General features: G+C 41.2%; 19 protein-coding genes. 10 read left to right on the top strand and 9 right to left on the bottom strand.

What is annotated here, in order from left to right; translation table 11 throughout:
• Nucleotides 1-7 precede the first annotated feature (7 nt).
• On the bottom strand, nucleotides 8-328 hold the full coding sequence (locus J8L86_RS08255) for a winged helix-turn-helix domain-containing protein (protein ID WP_065108673.1): 321 nt from the start codon (nucleotides 326-328) through the stop codon (nucleotides 8-10).
• 217 nt (nucleotides 329-545) lie between these two features.
• Between J8L86_RS08255 and J8L86_RS08250 the strand changes: the two genes are divergently transcribed.
• The gene (locus tag J8L86_RS08250) at nucleotides 546-1,289 is read left to right on the top strand and encodes a PH domain-containing protein (protein ID WP_211029841.1); all 744 of its coding nucleotides are present in this window, start codon (nucleotides 546-548) and stop codon (nucleotides 1,287-1,289) included.
• Nucleotides 1,282-2,910: a PH domain-containing protein gene (locus J8L86_RS08245; RefSeq protein WP_211029838.1), complete on the top strand. Its 1,629-nt coding sequence runs from the start codon at nucleotides 1,282-1,284 to the stop codon at nucleotides 2,908-2,910. The genes J8L86_RS08250 and J8L86_RS08245 overlap by 8 nt, the downstream gene beginning before the upstream one ends.
• A gap of 120 nt (nucleotides 2,911-3,030) precedes the next feature.
• Here J8L86_RS08245 and J8L86_RS08240 read toward each other — a convergent pair whose 3' ends face one another.
• Entirely contained in the window at nucleotides 3,031-3,462 is a 432-nt protein-coding gene (locus J8L86_RS08240; protein ID WP_055023671.1) for a universal stress protein, read from the bottom strand.
• A 337-nt stretch (nucleotides 3,463-3,799) separates the two neighbouring features.
• On the opposite strand from J8L86_RS08240, the gene J8L86_RS08235 reads away from it, so the two are divergent.
• From J8L86_RS08235 to J8L86_RS08215, 5 genes are all read left to right on the top strand, one after another.
• On the top strand, nucleotides 3,800-5,224 hold the full coding sequence (locus J8L86_RS08235; protein WP_055023670.1) for a coniferyl aldehyde dehydrogenase: 1,425 nt from the start codon (nucleotides 3,800-3,802) through the stop codon (nucleotides 5,222-5,224).
• Nucleotides 5,225-5,313: 89 nt separating this feature from the next.
• Nucleotides 5,314-6,003: a TetR/AcrR family transcriptional regulator gene (locus J8L86_RS08230; RefSeq protein WP_065108676.1), complete on the top strand. Its 690-nt coding sequence runs from the start codon at nucleotides 5,314-5,316 to the stop codon at nucleotides 6,001-6,003.
• A 121-nt stretch (nucleotides 6,004-6,124) separates the two neighbouring features.
• Complete coding sequence (locus J8L86_RS08225; protein ID WP_211029830.1) at nucleotides 6,125-7,234, top strand: alkene reductase; 1,110 nt, start codon at nucleotides 6,125-6,127, stop codon at nucleotides 7,232-7,234.
• Between the two features lie 57 nt (nucleotides 7,235-7,291).
• On the top strand, nucleotides 7,292-8,380 hold the full coding sequence (locus tag J8L86_RS08220; protein ID WP_211029828.1) for an alkene reductase: 1,089 nt from the start codon (nucleotides 7,292-7,294) through the stop codon (nucleotides 8,378-8,380).
• Between the two features lie 178 nt (nucleotides 8,381-8,558).
• The gene (locus J8L86_RS08215) at nucleotides 8,559-9,044 is read left to right on the top strand and encodes a VOC family protein (protein ID WP_055023666.1); all 486 of its coding nucleotides are present in this window, start codon (nucleotides 8,559-8,561) and stop codon (nucleotides 9,042-9,044) included.
• Between the two features lie 290 nt (nucleotides 9,045-9,334).
• Here J8L86_RS08215 and J8L86_RS08210 read toward each other — a convergent pair whose 3' ends face one another.
• A complete protein-coding gene (locus J8L86_RS08210; protein WP_055023665.1) occupies nucleotides 9,335-9,718 on the bottom strand; it encodes an MAPEG family protein in 384 nt (127 codons plus the stop codon).
• A gap of 793 nt (nucleotides 9,719-10,511) precedes the next feature.
• Between J8L86_RS08210 and J8L86_RS08205 the strand changes: the two genes are divergently transcribed.
• From J8L86_RS08205 to J8L86_RS08195, 3 genes are all read left to right on the top strand, one after another.
• Nucleotides 10,512-10,970 (top strand): hypothetical protein, encoded by a 459-nt coding sequence (locus tag J8L86_RS08205; RefSeq protein ID WP_211029826.1) that lies wholly within the window; start codon nucleotides 10,512-10,514, stop codon nucleotides 10,968-10,970.
• Between the two features lie 176 nt (nucleotides 10,971-11,146).
• A complete protein-coding gene (locus J8L86_RS08200) occupies nucleotides 11,147-12,091 on the top strand; it encodes a DUF692 domain-containing protein (protein WP_211029817.1) in 945 nt (314 codons plus the stop codon).
• Nucleotides 12,088-12,882 carry a DNA-binding domain-containing protein gene (locus J8L86_RS08195; RefSeq protein WP_211029815.1) on the top strand — a complete coding sequence of 265 codons (795 nt, stop codon included), beginning with the start codon at nucleotides 12,088-12,090 and terminating at the stop codon, nucleotides 12,880-12,882. Before J8L86_RS08200 ends, J8L86_RS08195 begins: the two co-directional genes overlap by 4 nt.
• Nucleotides 12,883-12,904: 22 nt before the next feature.
• On the opposite strand, the gene J8L86_RS08190 is transcribed toward J8L86_RS08195, so the two are convergent.
• The 6 genes from J8L86_RS08190 to J8L86_RS08165 all read right to left on the bottom strand — a co-directional run bounded on the left by J8L86_RS08190 (nucleotide 12,905) and on the right by J8L86_RS08165 (nucleotide 19,498).
• Nucleotides 12,905-14,254, bottom strand: coding sequence for an ATP-binding protein (locus tag J8L86_RS08190; RefSeq protein ID WP_211029814.1), 1,350 nt, complete (start codon nucleotides 14,252-14,254; stop codon nucleotides 12,905-12,907).
• Nucleotides 14,255-14,344: 90 nt separating this feature from the next.
• Complete coding sequence (locus J8L86_RS08185) at nucleotides 14,345-15,790, bottom strand: sigma-54 dependent transcriptional regulator (protein WP_211029812.1); 1,446 nt, start codon at nucleotides 15,788-15,790, stop codon at nucleotides 14,345-14,347.
• A 110-nt stretch (nucleotides 15,791-15,900) separates the two neighbouring features.
• Nucleotides 15,901-17,109: an FtsX-like permease family protein gene (locus J8L86_RS08180; protein WP_055023660.1), complete on the bottom strand. Its 1,209-nt coding sequence runs from the start codon at nucleotides 17,107-17,109 to the stop codon at nucleotides 15,901-15,903.
• Nucleotides 17,110-17,126: 17 nt separating this feature from the next.
• Nucleotides 17,127-18,440, bottom strand: coding sequence for an ABC transporter permease (locus J8L86_RS08175; protein WP_055023659.1), 1,314 nt, complete (start codon nucleotides 18,438-18,440; stop codon nucleotides 17,127-17,129).
• Nucleotides 18,441-18,460: 20 nt separating this feature from the next.
• Nucleotides 18,461-19,192, bottom strand: a complete 732-nt coding sequence (locus tag J8L86_RS08170) for an ABC transporter ATP-binding protein (RefSeq protein ID WP_211029810.1) — start codon at nucleotides 19,190-19,192, stop codon at nucleotides 18,461-18,463.
• Nucleotides 19,193-19,264: 72 nt separating this feature from the next.
• Nucleotides 19,265-19,498 carry a hypothetical protein gene (locus J8L86_RS08165; protein WP_055023657.1) on the bottom strand — a complete coding sequence of 78 codons (234 nt, stop codon included), beginning with the start codon at nucleotides 19,496-19,498 and terminating at the stop codon, nucleotides 19,265-19,267.
• Nucleotides 19,499-19,537 lie beyond the last annotated feature (39 nt).

The following is a 19,537-nucleotide window of genomic DNA, read 5'->3' as shown; positions in this document are numbered from 1 at the left end:
ACTACCATTAAGGTATCGTCATCGCTAATTGTGTTGTCATACACACATGATTTTGCTCTAACCATTGCGGGTTAATGGGGCCCCAATCATCAATTTTATAGTAACCAGCATTATGACGTTCACCCTCTTGAATAAACTGAACCGTCACACCAATATCAGACATTGATGCCAATGTATCTTGAATGGTTCTGCGGGGCATTTGGGTCATTTTATGCAAAGATAATAAATTATGTTTATCTCGGCTAATCAAATAGCAAAGATAGAGTTTTCGCAAAAATGCTTTATGTGCTTTAGAAACAGTTTGAGTCAATTTCGCCTCTTTTTTGATGAAAATAATAGTTAAATACCAACAAAGGAGCCTTTGTCTTATACTTTCAAAGTAAAAGATTATTGCATGAATATAAAGCTATTTTAGTCACTTAAGCTTACATGAGTGCCCAAAGACCTTTTCGACTTACTGCACAAGGCTGCTATGTCTGATTAGCATTACCCTTTACATTGCAGCCTAACATTGAACCCTGACATTGCAGCCAATGAGCATATAAATGACAAAAATTGACGATAAAAGCCAGCTTGAGCCAACACAATGGCAACCATACAACGCGTTAACGTTAACTCCCGTTGATAAGCGCTATCCCATACAAGCCGCGCTTCAAATCAGTATTATTGTGCTAATCATTCTAACCGCCATCATGGTGCTGATGAATATTCAGCACACCCAACCACTCACAGATATCCTGATTGCTATTACTGCCATAACGTCTATTGGCACTCTTTGGATCTCACTGAAGTATCAAGCTGCAAAAAAGGTCTATTACGGCGTACTCAAGCATGAACTTGTCATGAGAAAAGGCTTGTGGTGGGTAAAAACCACCACCCTACCTTTTAGCCGACTGCAACATGTCAGCTTGTCGCAAAACCCGATTCAGCGACAGTTTAACTTAGCGACGTTAAAATGCTTCAGTGCAGGAAGTGGCGCTGCAGAAATTAACTTACCCGGCTTGAAGTTTGAAACAGCAGAACACCTAAGACAACACTTACTGCATAGAGCGACTTCGCACCAACAAGACAAATCAATACCTGAACAAGTCAAAACAGAGCTTCAGCCAGACAGCACAGATATTGAGCCAGTCAACACAGAGCATCTGCAGGTCGAACAACAGTTTATCCCCTCAGTCCAACAAACAGCTGCCCACCAAACATCAGCAGAGCAGCCTGTTATCTCACATCAAACGACTCAATCAGAAACCGCTGAAAATAAGCTAAAGTCGGAAAAGCAAGATGACTGAACCTTCCCAACAAAGCACCAATCAGCAATCCATGGACAAATTTAGTCAGTGGCAAGCTTTATCACCTTGGGCCATGCTCAGTTTTAGTTTCGGGACTGCAAAAGCCATTTTATCGAATGGTTATGCCATGATCCCAATTATCTTCGCAGGTTGGAAAAACGGCTTTGATTTTTCCTTTGCAATGATTGCTGCACTATTTCTGATTATCTCGTTAACCGTGTTTTCATTTATACAGTGGAAAAAATACCGTTTTAAGCTTGCTGATAATCAATTGAATATAAAGCGAGGGCTACTGTTTACTCGCAAAGATGAGATCCCATTTAATAAAATCCAAAATATTCGCTACGAGCAACCTCTGTATTTTAAGCCCTTAAAGCTAGGAACGTTAATCATTGAAACGGCAGGCTCAAAAAATGATGAAGCACATCTTGCAGCAGTGGACTCAGCTACCGCCTATAAAATTAAGCAGCAACTGTTACAGATAACAGCAAATAGTCTTGAGGAAAACGGCAATAGTGAATCTTTATTGGATCATGATGATGCCACCAGCGAAAATGATGTAACCAACTTAGCGACACGAACTCATGCAATCGATAATACAGATCCAGCAAATAATTCTAGCCAGTCACTGCCGAACATTATTATTAGGCGCAATTTATTACAGCTAATCAAATTTGGATTTTATCAGAATAACCTTATCTGGCTCGCCGTTATCGCAGGGCCAATCTTAGGACAAATACAATGGGAAACACTCGCCGAAATCCCGTTTTTTCAACAACTTTGGCATAGTATTATCACGTTAAGCGGTGACAATATTATCCTACAAGTGAGCATCATTTTACTATTAATAGCCTTGGTATATTGCCTGTTCGCTTTGATTTCTATTTTTTCTGCCGTACTAAAATATTTTCCCTTCACCCTAGAGAAGCGACAACAAACTCTGCAAAGAAGTGGTGGAGTCATTTCACATCAGCAAGATGCATTAGCGATTAAACGGATTCAACTTGTACAAATCAGCCAACCTGTATTAGCAAGGTTATTTAATGTTTGGACTGTGTATTTAAAACAAGTAAAGGGACAAGAAGTTGAGCAAAAAACTGAACAGCACATGCTCATTCCTTCAGTCAAAACCACAGAGCTACAATCCACCCTTGGCAAAATAACCGGACTTGCAGGCGGCTCGTGCAATGTTCCGCGTCAGTATCAGTCAATCGCTTTTGCTTGGTTTTTACGGCGAGGGTATTTGCCGTTCATTCCCGCTGCGATTTTGTCACTGTTTTTGGGCGCCAACTTAGCAAGTTTACTAATTTGTGTATCCGCAGTTGTTGTCAGTGGGCTTATCTACTTGCGCTACCGACAATGGGGATATGTCATTGATGAGGAAGCGGTATGGCAACATAGTGGATTGTTCAGTCGAGAATGGAAGCGCATTCCTTTTACTAAAGTTCAGCATGTCACCCTCACGCAAACTCAAGGACAAAAACAAAAAGGTTATGCGTATCTGACACTAGGATTAGCCAGTGGCGAAATGACTTTGCCTTATATTAGTCAAAGCGATGCGCAATATATATCGGAAAAAGCCATGATGGCGACAAAGTATGACACCACTAATTGGATTTAAGCCTAGCTACCAATAACATTATAAAGACGTTTTTATCCGCTAAAGTCACGATTAAATAAGCTTAAATCGTGACTTCTCGCTTTACAAAACAACTCACATATCGAGCGCAGTGCACGCTAACTATTTCACAACCAGTACTGGACAAAGCGCTTGATTGGCTACTTCCTCAGCGACATTGTCATGGAGAAAATGTGCTAACCCTGTTCGGCCATGACTAGCGATCACTACCATACCAATATCACCGCTATTGGCTTCTGCAACGATTTCTTCAATTGCATCGCCGCGACGAATTAGGGTTTCGACGGGTAAGTCAGTTTTAAGCTCAGCTAATAAACCGCGCATTTTATCTGCAGCGGCCTGCTCCATACTTTTTGCTAACTCTTCTGGTGTGATGGCGAGAATCATATAATTCTCATCACCTAGAGGCTGATCAACCACATGAAGAATACGAATACCAACTTGATATAAGTTTGCCATTTCGATGGCATATCGCAAAGCATGAGAAGCCGTCTCAGAAAAATCAGTCGGCCATAATATATTACGTGAACGCATAGTGACGCCCTCTTGTAGATTGAAAAAAATTAAAATTTTTCAGCTAACTAGGTGTTACTGATACCGCCTAAACAAGACTTAATGTGACAATATCCATAGGCAGAATATCAACACATTTTTAATTAATACTTAAATCTCGTGTGGCTTACGTTAATTACTATCTCCTAATAAAAGTGTAGTGTAAAACACTAATTTGCTCCTTGAGCTGTATCAACTTCTGTGACTCAAATTATCTAAAACTTGCCTTTTGATGATTTATAGCCCATATTAAACCGACTAATCAGTCGGTTTAATTTTAAACGATAACTAGGCTGCAGAAAAACACTAGGAGAAGCAGATGAATATGGCGCTCAATGAAACACACCAAACCTCATTGAAACAACACCTCGACCTACAGCGACAGGCTTACAACTCAATGCCAGCACCTAGTTATCAGTCAAGAGTCAGCAAACTTGAACAGCTCAAAGCTGGATTATTGGAGCAAAGTGAGCAATTTGTTACTGCTCTCGCTGCCGATTATGGTCATCGCTCAAGTAACGACACCATGATTTCTGACATCATGCCATGTGTAAATAACATCAATTACACGCTGAAAAACCTTAAAAAATGGATGAAACCAAATCGTCGTCATGCGGGCTTACTTCTCGCGCCTTCATCTGTAACGGTTCACTATCAGCCATTGGGAGTTGTCGGCATTATCGTCCCATGGAATTTCCCTGTGATGTTAGCCATTGGTCCATTAATAACCGCCATTGCTGCTGGTAACAGAGCCATGTTGAAAATGTCTGAATTTACCCCAGCGACCAACCAAGTGATTAAAGCAATGTTGGCAAAAATCTTTAATGAAGATGAAGTTGCAGTCATTGAGGGTGAAGCTGATGTAGCAGCGGCATTCTCTGCCCTGCCTTTTGATCATATGCTTTTCACCGGTTCTACCACAGTAGGTCGTCACGTTATGCGTGCTGCGGCCGATAACCTCACGCCTGTCACACTTGAACTCGGCGGGAAATCTCCTGTTGTTATTGCACCTGATATTGATATTGCCACAGCAGTCGAGCGACTCATTTACGGTAAATGTTTAAATGCTGGCCAAATCTGTGTCGCACCTGATTACATTTTATGCCCAGAAGATAAGGTTGATGAACTCATCAGTGAATATCAAAAGCGCTTCAATAAGATGTACCCTGACTTTGACTCTAACCCTGATTACGGCAATGTCATTAATGAACGTCAATATTCGCGTTTATTAACTGCGTTGGAAGACGCTAAACAAAAAGGTGCGGTGATCCACTCTGCAACCAAATACAACATTGATACTAATGTTCGAAAATTACCGACTCAATTAATCACTGCTACCAGCGATGATATGACCGTGATGCAAGAAGAGATTTTTGGCCCCTTGCTGCCTATTGTGAGCTATAAAAATATTGATAATGCGATCGGATATATTAATCAACGAGAACGTCCATTAGCCTTATATATCATGAGTTTTGATAGCTCAACCCAGCAACACATCGTTCAGCACACCCATTCGGGTGGCGTTTGTATAAACGATACTGTGTTTCATGTTGCTGCAGATGATGCACCTTTTGGCGGTATTGGCCCATCAGGCATGGGACATTATCATGGTAAAGAAGGTTTTTTGACGTTTAGCCATGCCAAAACAGTCCTTAAAAGTGGCAAGTTTAATTCTGGTTTATTTGTTCATCCTCCTTATGGTACAAAAATCCAAGCGCTATTGATGAAGATGTTTTTACGTTAGTTCAAAGTGGGTGCAATATATCCTCACCCACTTTATTCTAAGCCTAAGTAAAACAAAGAATTTAAATCAACATAGGAAATCAAACGCGTATGTCAGCCACCATAAAACCTGCTGCAACAGATAAAAAACAAGCTATTTTAGATGGCGCGTTACAACTGTTTGTCGACCAAGGCTTTCATGGCACTTCCACGGCTTCAATAGCAAAAACAGCAGGGGTAGCAACAGGCACTTTATTTCATCACTTTCCTTCTAAAGAAGCCCTATTGAATCATCTCTTTGTTGTGGTAAAGCAAGAGTTTGCTGATTCGCTTACCCATTCGATGACGCAATCCTTATCGCCAATCAATGATAAAGAGGCTTCTTTAGAGCAATTGATTACTGATATAGATTTTCATACCAGTAACTCTATTTCAGCGGATGTAAATAACGCAGCGACATTAAAAAGCAGCGCCAATAAACTGTGGCAACATGCGATTGATTGGGCACTGTTAAATCCAACCAAACAAAAATTTTTCCTGCAGTTTTCTTTATCATCTGATATTGATCCCGAAATCCGCTCTCAAGCGATGAACAGTATTTTACATTTCATTATTGAGCTTATCGCCAAAGGTCAGCAACTGAACATCATTGCCGATTTTCCAATCACATTAATGCTTGAGAATTGCCATGGTCAATATTTAGCTGCGATTCGCTACTTCACCGATAACCCTCAGTGGGGCCATGATAAAGTCCACCGTGAAGCAAGTTTTGAATTGTTCTGGCGCTCAATGAAGTTGTAGCGCTGAAATTACAGCATTTACTTTTGCATATTTAACAAAAGTTATTTGTATCATTTGCTGTTTTTGCAATGAGTTCTTGCCGTTATGATTTCCTTCATTAGCCCAATGTCGAGGAAAAATCATGACAGCAGCACTATTTAACCCAATCAAATTAGGCCAACTTACGTTGGCAAATCGCATTGTCATGCCACCCATGACCCGCTCAAGAGCGAGTTTGCCTGATAACAGCGCAAATGAAATGATGGCAGCCTATTACGCTCAGCGAAGTTCAGCAGGACTTATCATTGGTGAAGGCACACAAATATCTCCTTTAGCACAAGGCTATGCTTGGACCCCTGGAATATATTCATCAGCCCAATTAGATGGATGGCAAAAAGTCACCAAGGCTGTACACGCCAACAATGGGGTCATGTTTGCTCAATTGTGGCATGTTGGTCGTGTTACTCACCCGCAAAATATTGGTGGATTGCAACCTATTTCATCCTCTGCAATTAAAGCGAATAACGTTAAGGTTTTCATCGACGATGGTACTCATGCTCCCGGTTTTGTTGATGTGGTAACCCCACGCGAAATGACGCAAGCAGATATTGATACAGTGATCGCCGAGTATACACAAGCGGCTAGCAATGCAATTAATGCAGGTTTTGATGGTATTGAACTTCATGCCGCTAATGGCTATTTGATTAACCAGTTTATTGATTCTGAATCTAATCACCGTACCGATAAATATGGTGGAAACTTAACGAATAGACTGCGATTTCTTGATGAGGTGATTAGCGCAATGGCTGCTGTTATTGGTGCCGACAAAATTGGTGTCAGATTAGCACCACTCACGACACTTAATGGCACTGTCGATGCTAATCCAGAACAAACCTATGTTGCTGCAGCTGCGCTGTTAAATAAGCATAATATTGCGTACTTACATATTGCAGAGGCCGACTGGGATGATGCCCCCGTTATGAGTAATAGTTTTAAAAATGCCATACGCAATGCCTTTGCTGGAGTGTTGATTTATGCAGGTAAATACACCGTTGAACGAGCAATCTCAGCTATCGAATCAGGTGTGGCTGACATGATTGCTTTTGGTAGACCATTTGTCGCGAACCCAGACCTGCCATCACGGATAAAACACGGTCAACCTTGGGCAAATCATGATCCACAAACCTTGTTTGGCGGTAATGAAAAAGGCTTAACTGATTATCCCACGTTTTCAGAATCAGAAAGCGCCTAATCACCTTAGGTGTTTCATTTTAATTTGCATTTTTATCAACAATCATCAGGAATTGTTATGTTATTTACCGAATTTGATTTAGCAGGTTCAAGGCTTGCTAACCGCATTACTATGGCACCAATGACACGTTCACGCACCAGTCAGCCTGGCGATGTGCCTAACGCATTGATGGCAACTTACTATCAGCAACGAGCCAGTGCGGGGTTAATTATTTCAGAGGGAACGCCAGTTTCAGCAGTGGCCAGAGGATACTCACTGACACCTGGCATTTATACACAAGCGCAAATAGAAGGTTGGAGGTTAGTCACCGATGCCGTACACCAAAAAGGCGGTAAAATTTTTACTCAACTTTGGCATGTTGGCAGACGCTCTCATACTGATATTGCTGGTGAGCAACCTGTTGCTCCTTCAGCGATAAAACAAGCAGATAAAGTCTATGGTCCTCTCGCTGACGGGGGATATGGCATGGTTGAAACCTCAGTACCTCGTGCTATGACGCAAACTGATATCGACCAAACCGTTGCGGATTTTGTCCAAGCCGCAAAAAACGCAATAGAAGCGGGGTTTGACGGTATTGAGCTCCATGGTGCACATGGCTATTTACTCGACCAGTTCATGCGTAAAGTCAGTAATCAGCGACAGGACCAATATGGTGGCAGTCAACAAAACCGTATTAGATTGACAGTGGATATTATCAACGCTGTTGCTGATGCCATAGGTGCCAATAAAGTCGCAATACGCTTATCGCCTTTGGTAGGTGAAGGCTTTAGTGAAGTTGACAGTGATATTATTGACGTCACAAAGTTGCTGCTTAAAGAAATTGCCCCACTTAATTTAGCTTATGTGCATTTTTCTGAAAATATTGGTGAATACACAGAAGCAACAGATCACTTTAGACAAGAGATACGAGCTATATATCCTCACACCATTATGGTCGCTGGTAAGCTGACACAAGAAAGCGCACAAACATTATTAACCAAAGGCTATGCCGATTTGGTTGCTTTTGGCACGCCTTATGTCACAAACCCTGACCTAGTGGAACGCTTTAAACACAACAAGCCACTCGCTGAATTTGATGCCGATGCAAGATTAACCTTATACGGTGGAAATGAAGTTGGTTATATTGATTACCCAACAGCGTCATGACAGCACACTCACTCATCTTCAAAGGTGAGTGAGTTTTTTGGCGTGAATCATCCACTCTCTCCATTAAATTAATAACAAAAAATTATTAAAAATATAAAATTTGATAATTTTTAATCAGTGCGATATCGCCATATACTTCACTCATCAAAACGAACCAAACATTATTAAGGTGAAGCAAATGAAGATGAGTCATGTAGGTATTATGGTCAGCGACATGGATAAAGCGATTGAGTTTTATACCAAAGCATTGGGACTAAAAGTCGTAATGGGAAAATCTGCTGTCATCGAAGAAAAAGAAACCGCCATTGGAGCCATGTGTATCGCTGTATTTGGCGAAGGGTTTAAAGGCTTTAATATTGCCCACCTGGTAACCACTGACGGAGTAGGTTTCGAACTATTTGAAATGAAAGACAGAGAAGAGCGTCATCATGTCGACTTCTCAAAAATTGGTTTATTTCATTATTCTCTGGAAACAGATGATTTTGAAGGTGTCATTGAACGCGTAAGACAATATGGTGGCAAGACTCGAATGGAAACCATGCGATATCACCCAGAAGATGACAGCAAGCCTTATAAAATGGTTTATTTAGAAGATCCATTCGGTACTTTATTCGAGTTATATTCTCATTCTTATTCTGAAACCTACTCTTCTGAATACGAATAAAGCCACCGCCCCATTGCAGTATTTGCCGTCAATAATGTTGACGGCTTTTTCGTTTTTAACTAACCACTATCTGGGCTGCCGATATTGATAAACTGCAAACAACTAGGCTTAGCTAAATTGCTGTAAAAATTTGATAATGTGCTTTCTTAGCAATAGATGACGGAGATCATTTTAGCGAGAATAAAACCAGTACATTGCCAGCTGAATCAGTTCAATTAAGTAAGTTGTTTTAACTTGAAATATTGGCGATATTAATCCGCTAACCTAATCTAAATTGAATTTAGTGCCGACTAAAACGCCTGCCAAAAAATTCCGAACGAACTGAAAATAGCCACAAACCAAGAAAGCGATCTAAGGGTCGATAAACCTTTGATATATAAGATGTGATAGGCCGCTCTTGCGACCACATGTACTATGGCTAACGTGCTCACTGTCGAATTAACATTGTCTGTAGCAATTGCCGTTAGACAACAAATGCCAAACACAATGAGTGATTCAAATGCATTTTGGTGCCCTGCAAGCGCCCTAGCACCGAGTCCTGTTAGCTGGGATTGCTGCGCGCGAGGATGTGCATTGTCATACCCACCTAGTTTAGCCATCGCAACAGCAACGGGGCCTTTAGCAAAATATGGCAATAATAAGGCGATAAAAAGACAAATAAGTAATGTTTGCATGGTGCTTCCTAGCTTGCAGTAATCAATGAGCGGATAGTAAAACATTTTTTTATACGTATAAAAACCCATTTCAGCTCATCGCAGCGACTTCAATTAATCTCATCAGTTAATCCAACAACAAATAGGTCTAAGGCCAATATTGGAGCTCTCCTAACCACAATGACGGCTTAATTGGATATTCATTAGCTAAGATTCTAGGGCCTGTTGATCTTTCAAGGTTATTTTTGCAGCGAATTGTTGGCCATTTATACAAGGAAGAGACTTTGTGGTGTAGTTATTCTACATAAAAAGTCAATAACGCAGTAAAAATGGCCAACAAACGCTGCCCAAAGGGGTCGAGTAAAAGCGTTTTACTCTTTGTTGGATGCATCTTTTTAAAAAAGAAGTGCTTAGATGACTAGGCATCAATCCATCCGCCTCAATTAAAACGCTTTTATTTCGAACAAAACTTAACCAGCAAAGATCAACAGGCCCTAATAATTGGGCTTCATTAGTTGAAAAAGTTAACCAACAAGTGTTAATAAAAAGTTATTCAAAATCAAACTGTAACGAAAACCCTTTCTTGTCATTTACCTGATTTCTTCGATAAAAAATTAATTTTTATGAAATATCTGTAACGCCACCACGGTCAATATAACTACCTGCTATTAAGACAGATAACCGCGGATAATATCGTTTAACAAGTGGGAGATAGTCAAAGGAAGGCATGGAAGTGTCTACGTTCTTACTCATTAGCAAGCACTAACTCATCAAACTCAAGGTTTGTACAGATGAGTTAATGCAAGGAAATATCATGAATACTAAAGCACAAACCGCACTATCAGGTGCAGCGTTAGCCATGGCAATGGCGGGATTATCGGGTCAAGCTGTCGCAGGAGAATCCAATACCACAGCCGTTACTGCAGGTGAAACTGACTTAGTCCATTGTTATGACGTCAACATCTGTAAAGGACACAATGACTGCGGTACCGCTGACAATGCTTGTAAGGGTCAAGCGAGTTGTGAAGGCACAGGTTTTGTTGCTATGCCGTCTAAAGCGTGTAGCGATGTTGGCGGGAAAATAAAAGATGATTGGGTTGGTAAAATAACCAAAGCTGATTTGGTCCATTGTTACGGTGTTAACGTATGTAAAGGACACAATGATTGTAAAGGTGCTGACAATGCCTGTGGCGGTAAAGCAAGCTGTAAAGGCACAGGCTTTGTGAATACAACCGCAAAATCATGCGCCGATATCGGCGGTAAAACCGGCTAACGTTCAAGCCTGAACAACTTTTAAGCTTAGTCGACATCACGAGTTGTAATAATGGCTTGGTAAGACTCATCTCCTTATTGCCAAGCCGTTTATTTTGCTTAAATTCATTCGATAACAAGCAAGTCAACATCCGTCTTCCACCAGCATGAAGGTTATGATTAACCTAAGGAAAGCCCATGTCAGATTCGAAAATTACGCAAGACTTTATTGGTTTTGGCTTAGGGCTTCGTACAGATCATTTTGAGTACATCTTGCAGCATCAACCCGCCATAGATTGGTTTGAAGTCCTATCAGAAAACTACATGGTTGCAGGGGGTAAACCTCGTTATTACCTTGAAGCGATCGCTGAGCAATACCCTGTCGTGATGCATGGTGTTTCTATGTCGATTGGCAGCACAGATCCATTAGACATGGATTACCTCAAGTCTCTCAAAAAACTCAGTAATGACATTAATCCGAAGTGGATTTCTGATCATATTTGTTGGACCTCAATTCATGGTGTTAACAGCCATGACTTATTACCTTTGCCATATACAGAAGAAACCGTAAAGCACGTGGTTGAACGTATAAACGTCGTGCAAGACTTTTTAGGTCGCCGTTTATTACTCGAAAACGTCTCGAGTTACTTATCCTATAAAGACTCAACGATGGACGAATGGGAGTTTTTATCTCAAGTTGCAGAAGAAGCAGACTGCTTAATATTGCTAGATATCAACAATATCTATGTCAGTGCGCGTAATCATTGTTTTAACCCGCTTGATTATTTAAATAAAATAGATCCTAGACGAGTGCAGCAATTTCACTTGGCTGGCCATTCGGATCATGGCGAATATGTGATTGATACTCATGACAACGAAGTCCCACCGAGTGTCTGGACACTATATCAAGCCGCACTTGAACGCTTTGGTCCAATAAGTACCATGATTGAGCGAGATGCCAATATTCCTGATTTTCCTGTGTTATACCAAGAATTATTAGAAGCTCAAAAAATTGCTGAATTAACTTTACCTGGTCACCCTGCACTGGCTTGTTCATCATTAACCTCCATGGGGCTAGATTCTCATACTACAGCAGCCTTTCAGACCCAATCGTTATTGCCAAAAAGAAAGGTTGCAGTATGAGTAAACTAGCTAAAATTCAACAAGAATTTATGCAGTATCTGCTCTTTGAGGCCTCTCCTGAACATCCGCAAAGTATAACTCACAGAGTGGCACAACAAACGGGGATTTCAGCGCAACATCGCTTGGAAATTTACGCTAATGCTTATCGTACTCGCCTTACAGAAACACTTGAAACTGACCATCAAATATTAGCGTTATATTTAGGTGATGAATTGTTCGATAAGTTATCGAAAGAGTACATTCAAACACACCCATCAGCCACCAGCTCATTAAGGCATTTTTGCAATAACTTAACTGAGTATTTACGCCAAGATGCATTTTTTAGCCAGTACCCCATTTTAGCTGACATAGCAGAATTTGAGCGACGCTTACTGGTTGCTTTTGATGCTGCAGATGCAAACAGAATAGGTTTTGAAGCGTTACAACATTTACCACCTGAATATTGGCCAAACTGCCAATTACGTTTTCATCCGAGTGTTCAAGTTTTCAGCTGCCAAAGTAACGCAGTTGAAAGCTGGCAAGCATTAAAAGCCGACACCCATCCAGATGCACCATACTACAAGCGAGAACGTCATTGGTTACTGTGGCGAAATAACGAAAGGCTAACTCAATTTGAGTCCTTAACGGCTAGCCAGCACGCGCTGCTTACCGGATTTATTGCTGGTCATAACTTCGCTCAACAATGCGAGTTGATGCTTAATTGGTATGATGAACACAGCGCACCCGCAATGGTATTACAGACCTTACAAGATTGGTTTAAAAAAGGCATGATCAGAAGTCTGTCTAACTAACAGCTGCCATAAATGAGTCTTACTATGACTCTTTAGGTAACCATAATTTAACGCTCAGTCCGCCTTCAACTTTGTTTTGCATGGTAATGTGACCGCCATGCGCTTCGATAATCTCGCGACACAGAGGCAAACCGATCCCCGTACCTGATTGTTTGGTTGAATAAAAAGGTAATAAGGCTTGAGACAACACTTCGCTGGACATACCGCTACCTTGATCTGCCACTACAATCAAAATACCAGATACAGGATGAGTGATTTCATCGATATCCAAAGTGACATGCTGTGTATCTGAGCCTGACTCATGGGCGTTTTTTAGCAGATTAATCAGGACTTGCTCAAGTTGAACACTGTCGAGCGCGATGTTCAACGTTGGCAAAGTAGAGGTGAGTTTAAACGGGTATTGCTCAGCTAACTGATCGACTAATTGCGACCAATCTACTGTGGTTTTACGTGGCAAAGGTAACTTAGCAAATTGTGCATAATGAGAAATAAATTGGCTTAGGTGAGCGGTTCTGTTTTCGATGGTATCAAAAATAAGTGCCAGCTTTTCATTATCAAGATCTTTAGTTAACACTCGTCCAGAGTTAACCATCGACGCAATTGGCGCGACAGAATTATTTAACTCGTGGCTGATAATTCGAATCACTTTTTTCCACACAGCCACTTCTTGACGGTTAAGCTCTTTAGTTAACTGTTTTAGTAGAATCAAATGATGCTGTTGATTATTTTGAGTAAAGCTGCCTCGAGAAATATGCCAGGTTTCCAGCTCTTCATTACCGCTGCCGTCCGATGTTAATTGCTCATTGTTCACATCAATTGAAAACAATCCTTCATGCTGACTATTCAATGCGTGCTTTAATGCACTCGGCAGCTCGGCGATAAGTGCATTTAACAGCATTCCTTCTATGCGTACGCCTTGATTAAATAAATGCCTAGCGGCGTCATTTGCATAGATAATCCTTTGATTGTCATCAACTAACAACATAATATTGGGCGAGTTTTGAATCACTTTGTCCAACATTAATTCACGCTGATAAATAAATTGCCTTTCGTTTCGCAGCTTTTGGGATGCTTGATTATAAAGCTCAGCAATGGCATCTAACTGAGGCTCTCCATAACCATGCAGCGACACACTAAACTCATTATCTTTAAAATTAAGTAAGCCCACTTCTATTGCTTTCAGGCAGTCATTCAGTGCAGATGTTAACCACATGCTTAACACAAAACACAAGCCCAAACTCGTTAGCAGCGCTAGCCAAACATGTTCACTGCCAAGAAAAAACCACACGCACCAACCGCATAAGCCGCTTAACGCAACGGAAAACACGTTACCAAGTACTAACTTACTGCGCAGTTGTAGCGTGTATCTCATTTTATCGGTTCACTCTTATTATTCATCCGTTTTACTTTTCTATGATGTTCACAGCGCTTATCAACACGCTCAATCAGCGCTTATGGATTATCATTTTGAGGATAAACCATACTTATCCATCCTGCGATATAGCGCTTGGCGACTTAACCCTAAGGATTTTGCCACTCTGGCGATAACACCATTGTGATGCTGCAACGCCTGCTCAATCTGTTGTTTATCAGGCTCAACTTGAGCGGCACTCACTTGTTGAGGTGCTTGCTGAGTATGCTCACCATTTTCCTGTGATGGTACCCCTTGCTTAGGTGTAAAAGTCGATGTTGTTACAGGTTCACTTATTTTCACATTGGAAAACGATGAGTTTGTTGAAGGTAATAGCCCCAAGTCATCCACCGTTAAAACAGCGTTGGTAGCAAGTAGCACCGCCCTTTTACACACGTTTTCTAACTCTCTTACATTGCCTGACCAAGCATGGGCTAACAAGGCCTGTTGAGCGGTTTTTTCAAACGTAAATCCATCACCCACAAAATGCTGCGCTAACGGCAAAATATCATCAATACGCTGATTCAATGGCGGCAAAGGTAACTCAATCACATTGAGTCGATAAAACAAATCTTCACGAAAAGTCCCTTTGGCGATATCGTCGGCTAAATCAGCATTCGTCGCACTGATAACCCGCACATTCACTTTGCGAGTTTGGTGACTGCCAAGTCGTTCAAACTCGCCGGTTTGCAGCACTCGTAACAACTTAACTTGCCCAGATAAAGGTAAATTACCGATCTCATCTAAGAATAAAGTGCCGCCATCTGCCGCTTCAAAACGCCCTATTCTGACTTTATTCGCGCCAGTAAACGCTCCTGCTTCAGCCCCAAATAGTTCAGCCTCTAATAGGTCCATTGGTAATGCACCAATATTAACCTTAATAAAGGGTTGTTTATTTAATAAAGAGTTGGCTTGAACAATATCGGCAATTTTGTCTTTACCTGCGCCATTAGGCCCGGTAATCATCACCGAAACGTCTGATTTGGCCACTTGTAAGGCCAAGTCTATGCAGCGCTGCATGGCTCCACTACCAAACACCATGCCGCATAAATCAGCGTTATTAATCACACTCATGCGCTCTGAGTCGACTCTAGCAAGCTGTTTATTTTGTTTAGAAAGATGATAAATGGACAGTAAGTTATTGATACTCGTGAGCAGCTTGGCATCATCCCATGGTTTACCCATGTAATCTGCAGCGCCGGCTTTAACTAATTCAACTGCAGTTTCAAGTTGCGTCCATGCTGTCATCAAAATAATCGGCAGATTAGGCTGCTGTTGTCTTAAGGTATAAAACAACTGTTTGCCTTCTTCACCCGAGGTCGTATCTCGGGTGAAATTCATATCTTGAATCACTAAGCTAATATCTTGTTTTTCCACAATAGCCAATGCTTGTTCTGGCGTTTCACAGCTCAGTGCTTTATAGCCATGAATGTCCAACATTAACGTTAATGCGCTGCAAATTGAACTGTTATCATCTACGACTAAAATACTGTCCATACTTCCCATCATTCTTATTTATCGAGCTTATTTATGTAACTTAGTTATCGAGTTAATACGCTAACCTATATCTTACCAAGATACGAGCAGGCTAATTTAGCGACATCAAATTAAACGCTGCGCGTCGCCATCGCTGGAGAAATCTTAGCCGCCTTTAATGCTGGAAGCATTACCGCTAATGTGGTCACTAGCAATAAGCCTATCACCGCTGCAATAGGATAAGTGACTGGCAGCATAGGTAAATTATACAAACTCATTAATTGTTGACCTAACTGCAATGCCAGCATGGCACCAATCAGTCCACCCGCTATACAAATAAGGTAGTTTTCAACCATAAAGTAATTAACAATATCGCGCTTTTTAGCACCTAAAGCGCGACGAGTTCCAATCTGTTTCGTGCGGCGTTGAATATTAAACATGACCATACCTGTTAATCCGAGCGCGGTAATCAAAAGTAACAATATCACCATCATACTTAATAATGTCGCCATCAATCTATGATTGTTATAAGCGCCTTTTTTGGTCTCGCTTAGTGATGAAAAGCCATCAATTACACGGTTTGGGTTTTCTGCATGAAATGCCTTTATTATCACTTCTTCCAGAGCGGGTATATGCTCAGGAAGCGCACGCACCATATAGGTTTTGTTTTTAAACCCGCCGCCAAAATCAATATTTTGAATCACACTATATTCAAAGTTTTCATGATTCACCCAGGCGCCTTGTAATTTATCCACCACGCCGATAATTTCGATCGTCTGTTTGCCTTGGTACATGGTTTTACCCACAGGCGACTCATCCCCCCAAAACGCCTCAGCTAAAGGTTTTGAGACTATTGCGAGCATGCCACTTTGATCTAACTGAGTATTAATTTCTTCAGGACGAAAATTACGCCCATCTACCAGTTTAGATCCCATAACATTCAGTAAGTGCTCATTACCTAAATACAAAGCAAATCCAGGCATACTTTCTGCTGTATTTTCATCTGCACTATCAACATAGCGGTCCATCCAACCACTGCCACTCAGTGGCACCATGTTAGTTGAGCTTGCCTCTATGACATTGGGCAAGCTACGTAAAATTTGCTGGTCAACTTCGTTTTGCAGCACATTATCAATTGCAGGGTCAAAGTTATAAACGTTAAAGGTTAAAATTTGCTCCTCGAGTAAACCAGAATCACGCTGCATCATGGTTAAGCGTTCATGGATAATAAAACTCGCATTGGCAACAATGGCGACCGATAACACGATTTGTAATAACAACAGCACAGGCCCACTTTTACTGCGCATTAAACTCGATAATATTGGCTTAATATGTAACATGTTGAATTCCTTCTCTACTACTGAGCTTTTAAATACACACTGGGTTTAGTGCGGCACACAACCCAAGCTGGATACACCCCTGCTAATACAGCGGTAGAAATGGCAATTAATGGCGTAATAATCCACATGCTGCTATCAAGCCCTGTAACGCTTTGCTCCATGTTGAATTCTGCATGAAGGACAGTCAATGCGCCCCACGCCCAAAGCAAACCGATAATTCCACCAATAAAGCCAATCAAACCAACCTCAACCATATATTGGCTAAAGATTTGCGCTCTACTTGCTCCAATAGCGCGGCGAACGCCGACTTCGGGAGCACGTTTTAAAAACTTAGTCAGTAATAAGCCAAGGATATTGACCAAACATACACTCAAAAACAGCACACTTAATCCTACGAGAATCTTGTTATCTCTTGGCACGACATCATTATTTTCAAGCCATAAGGCAACATCACTAATTTGAAACGCCTCGGCTGCACTTTTTGCCGTATCAGTAAATCGCCCTAAATTGCGTTGCTGCTCGACGTAATGAGTAAGCCAAGTCGCTAGCTCAGATTTGTCATCATCTGTTGCAAGAAATGTCCAAAATTGGATCCACGTTTTTTCTGAGTTTAATCGGTCTTGGTAAGTAAGCATCGGCTCGAAACGCCAGCCACTGGTGTTTCCCCACACATCAAACTCTTCTTGCTCATTTAGTGAAAATGGAATGAAAATTTCTTCTGCATCATTAAATGCTCCATTGGTCGGGTCGTAATACTTAGGCTGAGGATTCCAATCTTTAATCACCCCTACGATCTGGTAGGGTTTACGATTCAAATACAAGGTTTCACCGACGCTGTTGTTACCATTAAAGAATGTTTGATTAAGGGTCTCTCCAATCACCACTTGATAAGCTGGCTGACTATCGACACTTTTATCCCAGCGTTGCCCATATAAAAACGGCACATCAAAAATGTTAAAAAAGTCACGATCAGTAATCCGCACACTTTTTAATGACGGCTGAATATCAGGATTCTCAGATTGAACTGCAAGACCTGTACGATACGACGCTGCTTTTAATTCCAGCTGATTGTTGTTCCGCAGATTAATCACGTCGGTGTAAGTAAGATTTGAATGAAAGTCATCCCAGGTATCCAGGCCTTGACTCCACAACTGAATCGAATTTATCTGACTACTCTTATCACCTGCAGGGTTATGCGACATCGTTTTATACACGTTCAAGGTGGTAATCGTTATGCCAATGCCGATGGAAATGGCCAGCACCATTAACATGGATAACATTGGGGTTTTCTTGATGCTGCGCCAAGCAAGATCGCAATAATAAAAAAACATAAGCTTCTCTCCTGCTTCAATTAGCGACTGGCGTTAGCAACTTGCTGCAGATCAGCAACAACAGATTGGTCAGCCTTTTGATACATAGAAAAGTCACATACCTGACCGTCTACAATTTGAATATTACGCTGTGATCGTCTTGCTAACTCTGCATCATGGGTCACCATAATGATGGTGGTACCTTGTTGATTAATATCTTCAAGTAATTCCATCACTTGCCTAGCCATTAAACTGTCTAAGTTACCTGTTGGCTCATCTGCTAACAAAAAACGTGGCTCGCCTGCTAACGCTCTCGCGATGGCCACACGTTGCTGTTGTCCGCCCGATAATTGCGTCGGTAAATGCTTCATTCTTGCGCCTAAACCCACTTGCTCGAGTGCCGATTTCACACGGCGTTGACGTTCAGCTGCATTAAAACCACGGTAGCGTAATGGCACTTCAACATTTTCAGCAAGATTCAAGTCAGGAATTAAGTTAAAGCCCTGAAAAATAAATCCTATTTTTTCATTTCTAACTTTAGCACTGTGGTTATCGCTCAAATTAGACACGTTTTCACCGTCTAAACTGAACTCCCCCGATGTAAAGCCTTCAAGCAAACCTGCGATATTTAAAAAGGTAGTTTTACCTGAACCTGATGGACCAGTCACTGCAACAAATTCGCCTTCTTTCACTTCAAGATTAAAGTCACGCAATGCGTGGGTTTCTACTAAGTCCGTTTTAAATACTTTGCTAATATTCTTCATTGATAACATGAGTCTGTCCTTGTCTTATTGGCTCTGTGTTTTGCCAATTTTTGTTTATTCAATTAATCGGTGAATTCGCGCTTAAAAATGCACTATGATTTGCAGTGCTGTTGGAAAATCTAATTCAAATAAAATCTTTACCATGTCATTCGTGAGACCATAACTCACTTGCTCTGATAGTTGATCCGTTAAGTCGATAATGTGGAAACTAAATGACAACCAATTGAAGCTTTCATCAATGCGATAACTCACCGCTAAGCTCAATAACATCAGAGCAATAAAGCCTGTCATTGGTTTACTTTGTAATAATTTCATCCTGAGATCCTTACTTGTACAGTCCAAGTCACTTATCTG

The sequence above is a fragment of the Shewanella sp. MMG014 genome, from assembly GCF_018100775.1.
In the GTDB taxonomy this organism is placed as follows: Bacteria; Pseudomonadota; Gammaproteobacteria; order Enterobacterales; family Shewanellaceae; genus Shewanella; species Shewanella japonica.
Note: the sequence above shows the minus strand (reverse complement) of the source record. Positions and strands in the feature narration are given on the sequence as shown.

Bases quoted from the DNA above. Each gene is read 5' to 3' on its own strand.
- J8L86_RS08250 (WP_211029841.1), top strand. From the start codon at position 546: ATGACAAAAATTGACGATAAAAGCCAGCTTGAGCCAACACAATGGCAA.
- J8L86_RS08245 (WP_211029838.1), top strand. From the start codon at position 1,282: ATGACTGAACCTTCCCAACAAAGCACCAATCAGCAATCCATGGACAAA.
- J8L86_RS08240 (WP_055023671.1), bottom strand. From the start codon at position 3,462: ATGCGTTCACGTAATATATTATGGCCGACTGATTTTTCTGAGACGGCT.
- J8L86_RS08235 (WP_055023670.1), top strand. From the start codon at position 3,800: ATGAATATGGCGCTCAATGAAACACACCAAACCTCATTGAAACAACAC.
- J8L86_RS08230 (WP_065108676.1), top strand. From the start codon at position 5,314: ATGTCAGCCACCATAAAACCTGCTGCAACAGATAAAAAACAAGCTATT.
- J8L86_RS08225 (WP_211029830.1), top strand. From the start codon at position 6,125: ATGACAGCAGCACTATTTAACCCAATCAAATTAGGCCAACTTACGTTG.
- J8L86_RS08220 (WP_211029828.1), top strand. From the start codon at position 7,292: ATGTTATTTACCGAATTTGATTTAGCAGGTTCAAGGCTTGCTAACCGC.
- J8L86_RS08215 (WP_055023666.1), top strand. From the start codon at position 8,559: ATGAAGATGAGTCATGTAGGTATTATGGTCAGCGACATGGATAAAGCG.
- J8L86_RS08210 (WP_055023665.1), bottom strand. From the start codon at position 9,718: ATGCAAACATTACTTATTTGTCTTTTTATCGCCTTATTATTGCCATAT.
- J8L86_RS08205 (WP_211029826.1), top strand. From the start codon at position 10,512: ATGAATACTAAAGCACAAACCGCACTATCAGGTGCAGCGTTAGCCATG.
- J8L86_RS08200 (WP_211029817.1), top strand. From the start codon at position 11,147: ATGTCAGATTCGAAAATTACGCAAGACTTTATTGGTTTTGGCTTAGGG.
- J8L86_RS08195 (WP_211029815.1), top strand. From the start codon at position 12,088: ATGAGTAAACTAGCTAAAATTCAACAAGAATTTATGCAGTATCTGCTC.
- J8L86_RS08190 (WP_211029814.1), bottom strand. From the start codon at position 14,254: ATGAGATACACGCTACAACTGCGCAGTAAGTTAGTACTTGGTAACGTG.
- J8L86_RS08185 (WP_211029812.1), bottom strand. From the start codon at position 15,790: ATGGACAGTATTTTAGTCGTAGATGATAACAGTTCAATTTGCAGCGCA.
- J8L86_RS08180 (WP_055023660.1), bottom strand. From the start codon at position 17,109: ATGTTACATATTAAGCCAATATTATCGAGTTTAATGCGCAGTAAAAGT.
- J8L86_RS08175 (WP_055023659.1), bottom strand. From the start codon at position 18,440: ATGTTTTTTTATTATTGCGATCTTGCTTGGCGCAGCATCAAGAAAACC.
- J8L86_RS08170 (WP_211029810.1), bottom strand. From the start codon at position 19,192: ATGTTATCAATGAAGAATATTAGCAAAGTATTTAAAACGGACTTAGTA.
- J8L86_RS08165 (WP_055023657.1), bottom strand. From the start codon at position 19,498: ATGAAATTATTACAAAGTAAACCAATGACAGGCTTTATTGCTCTGATG.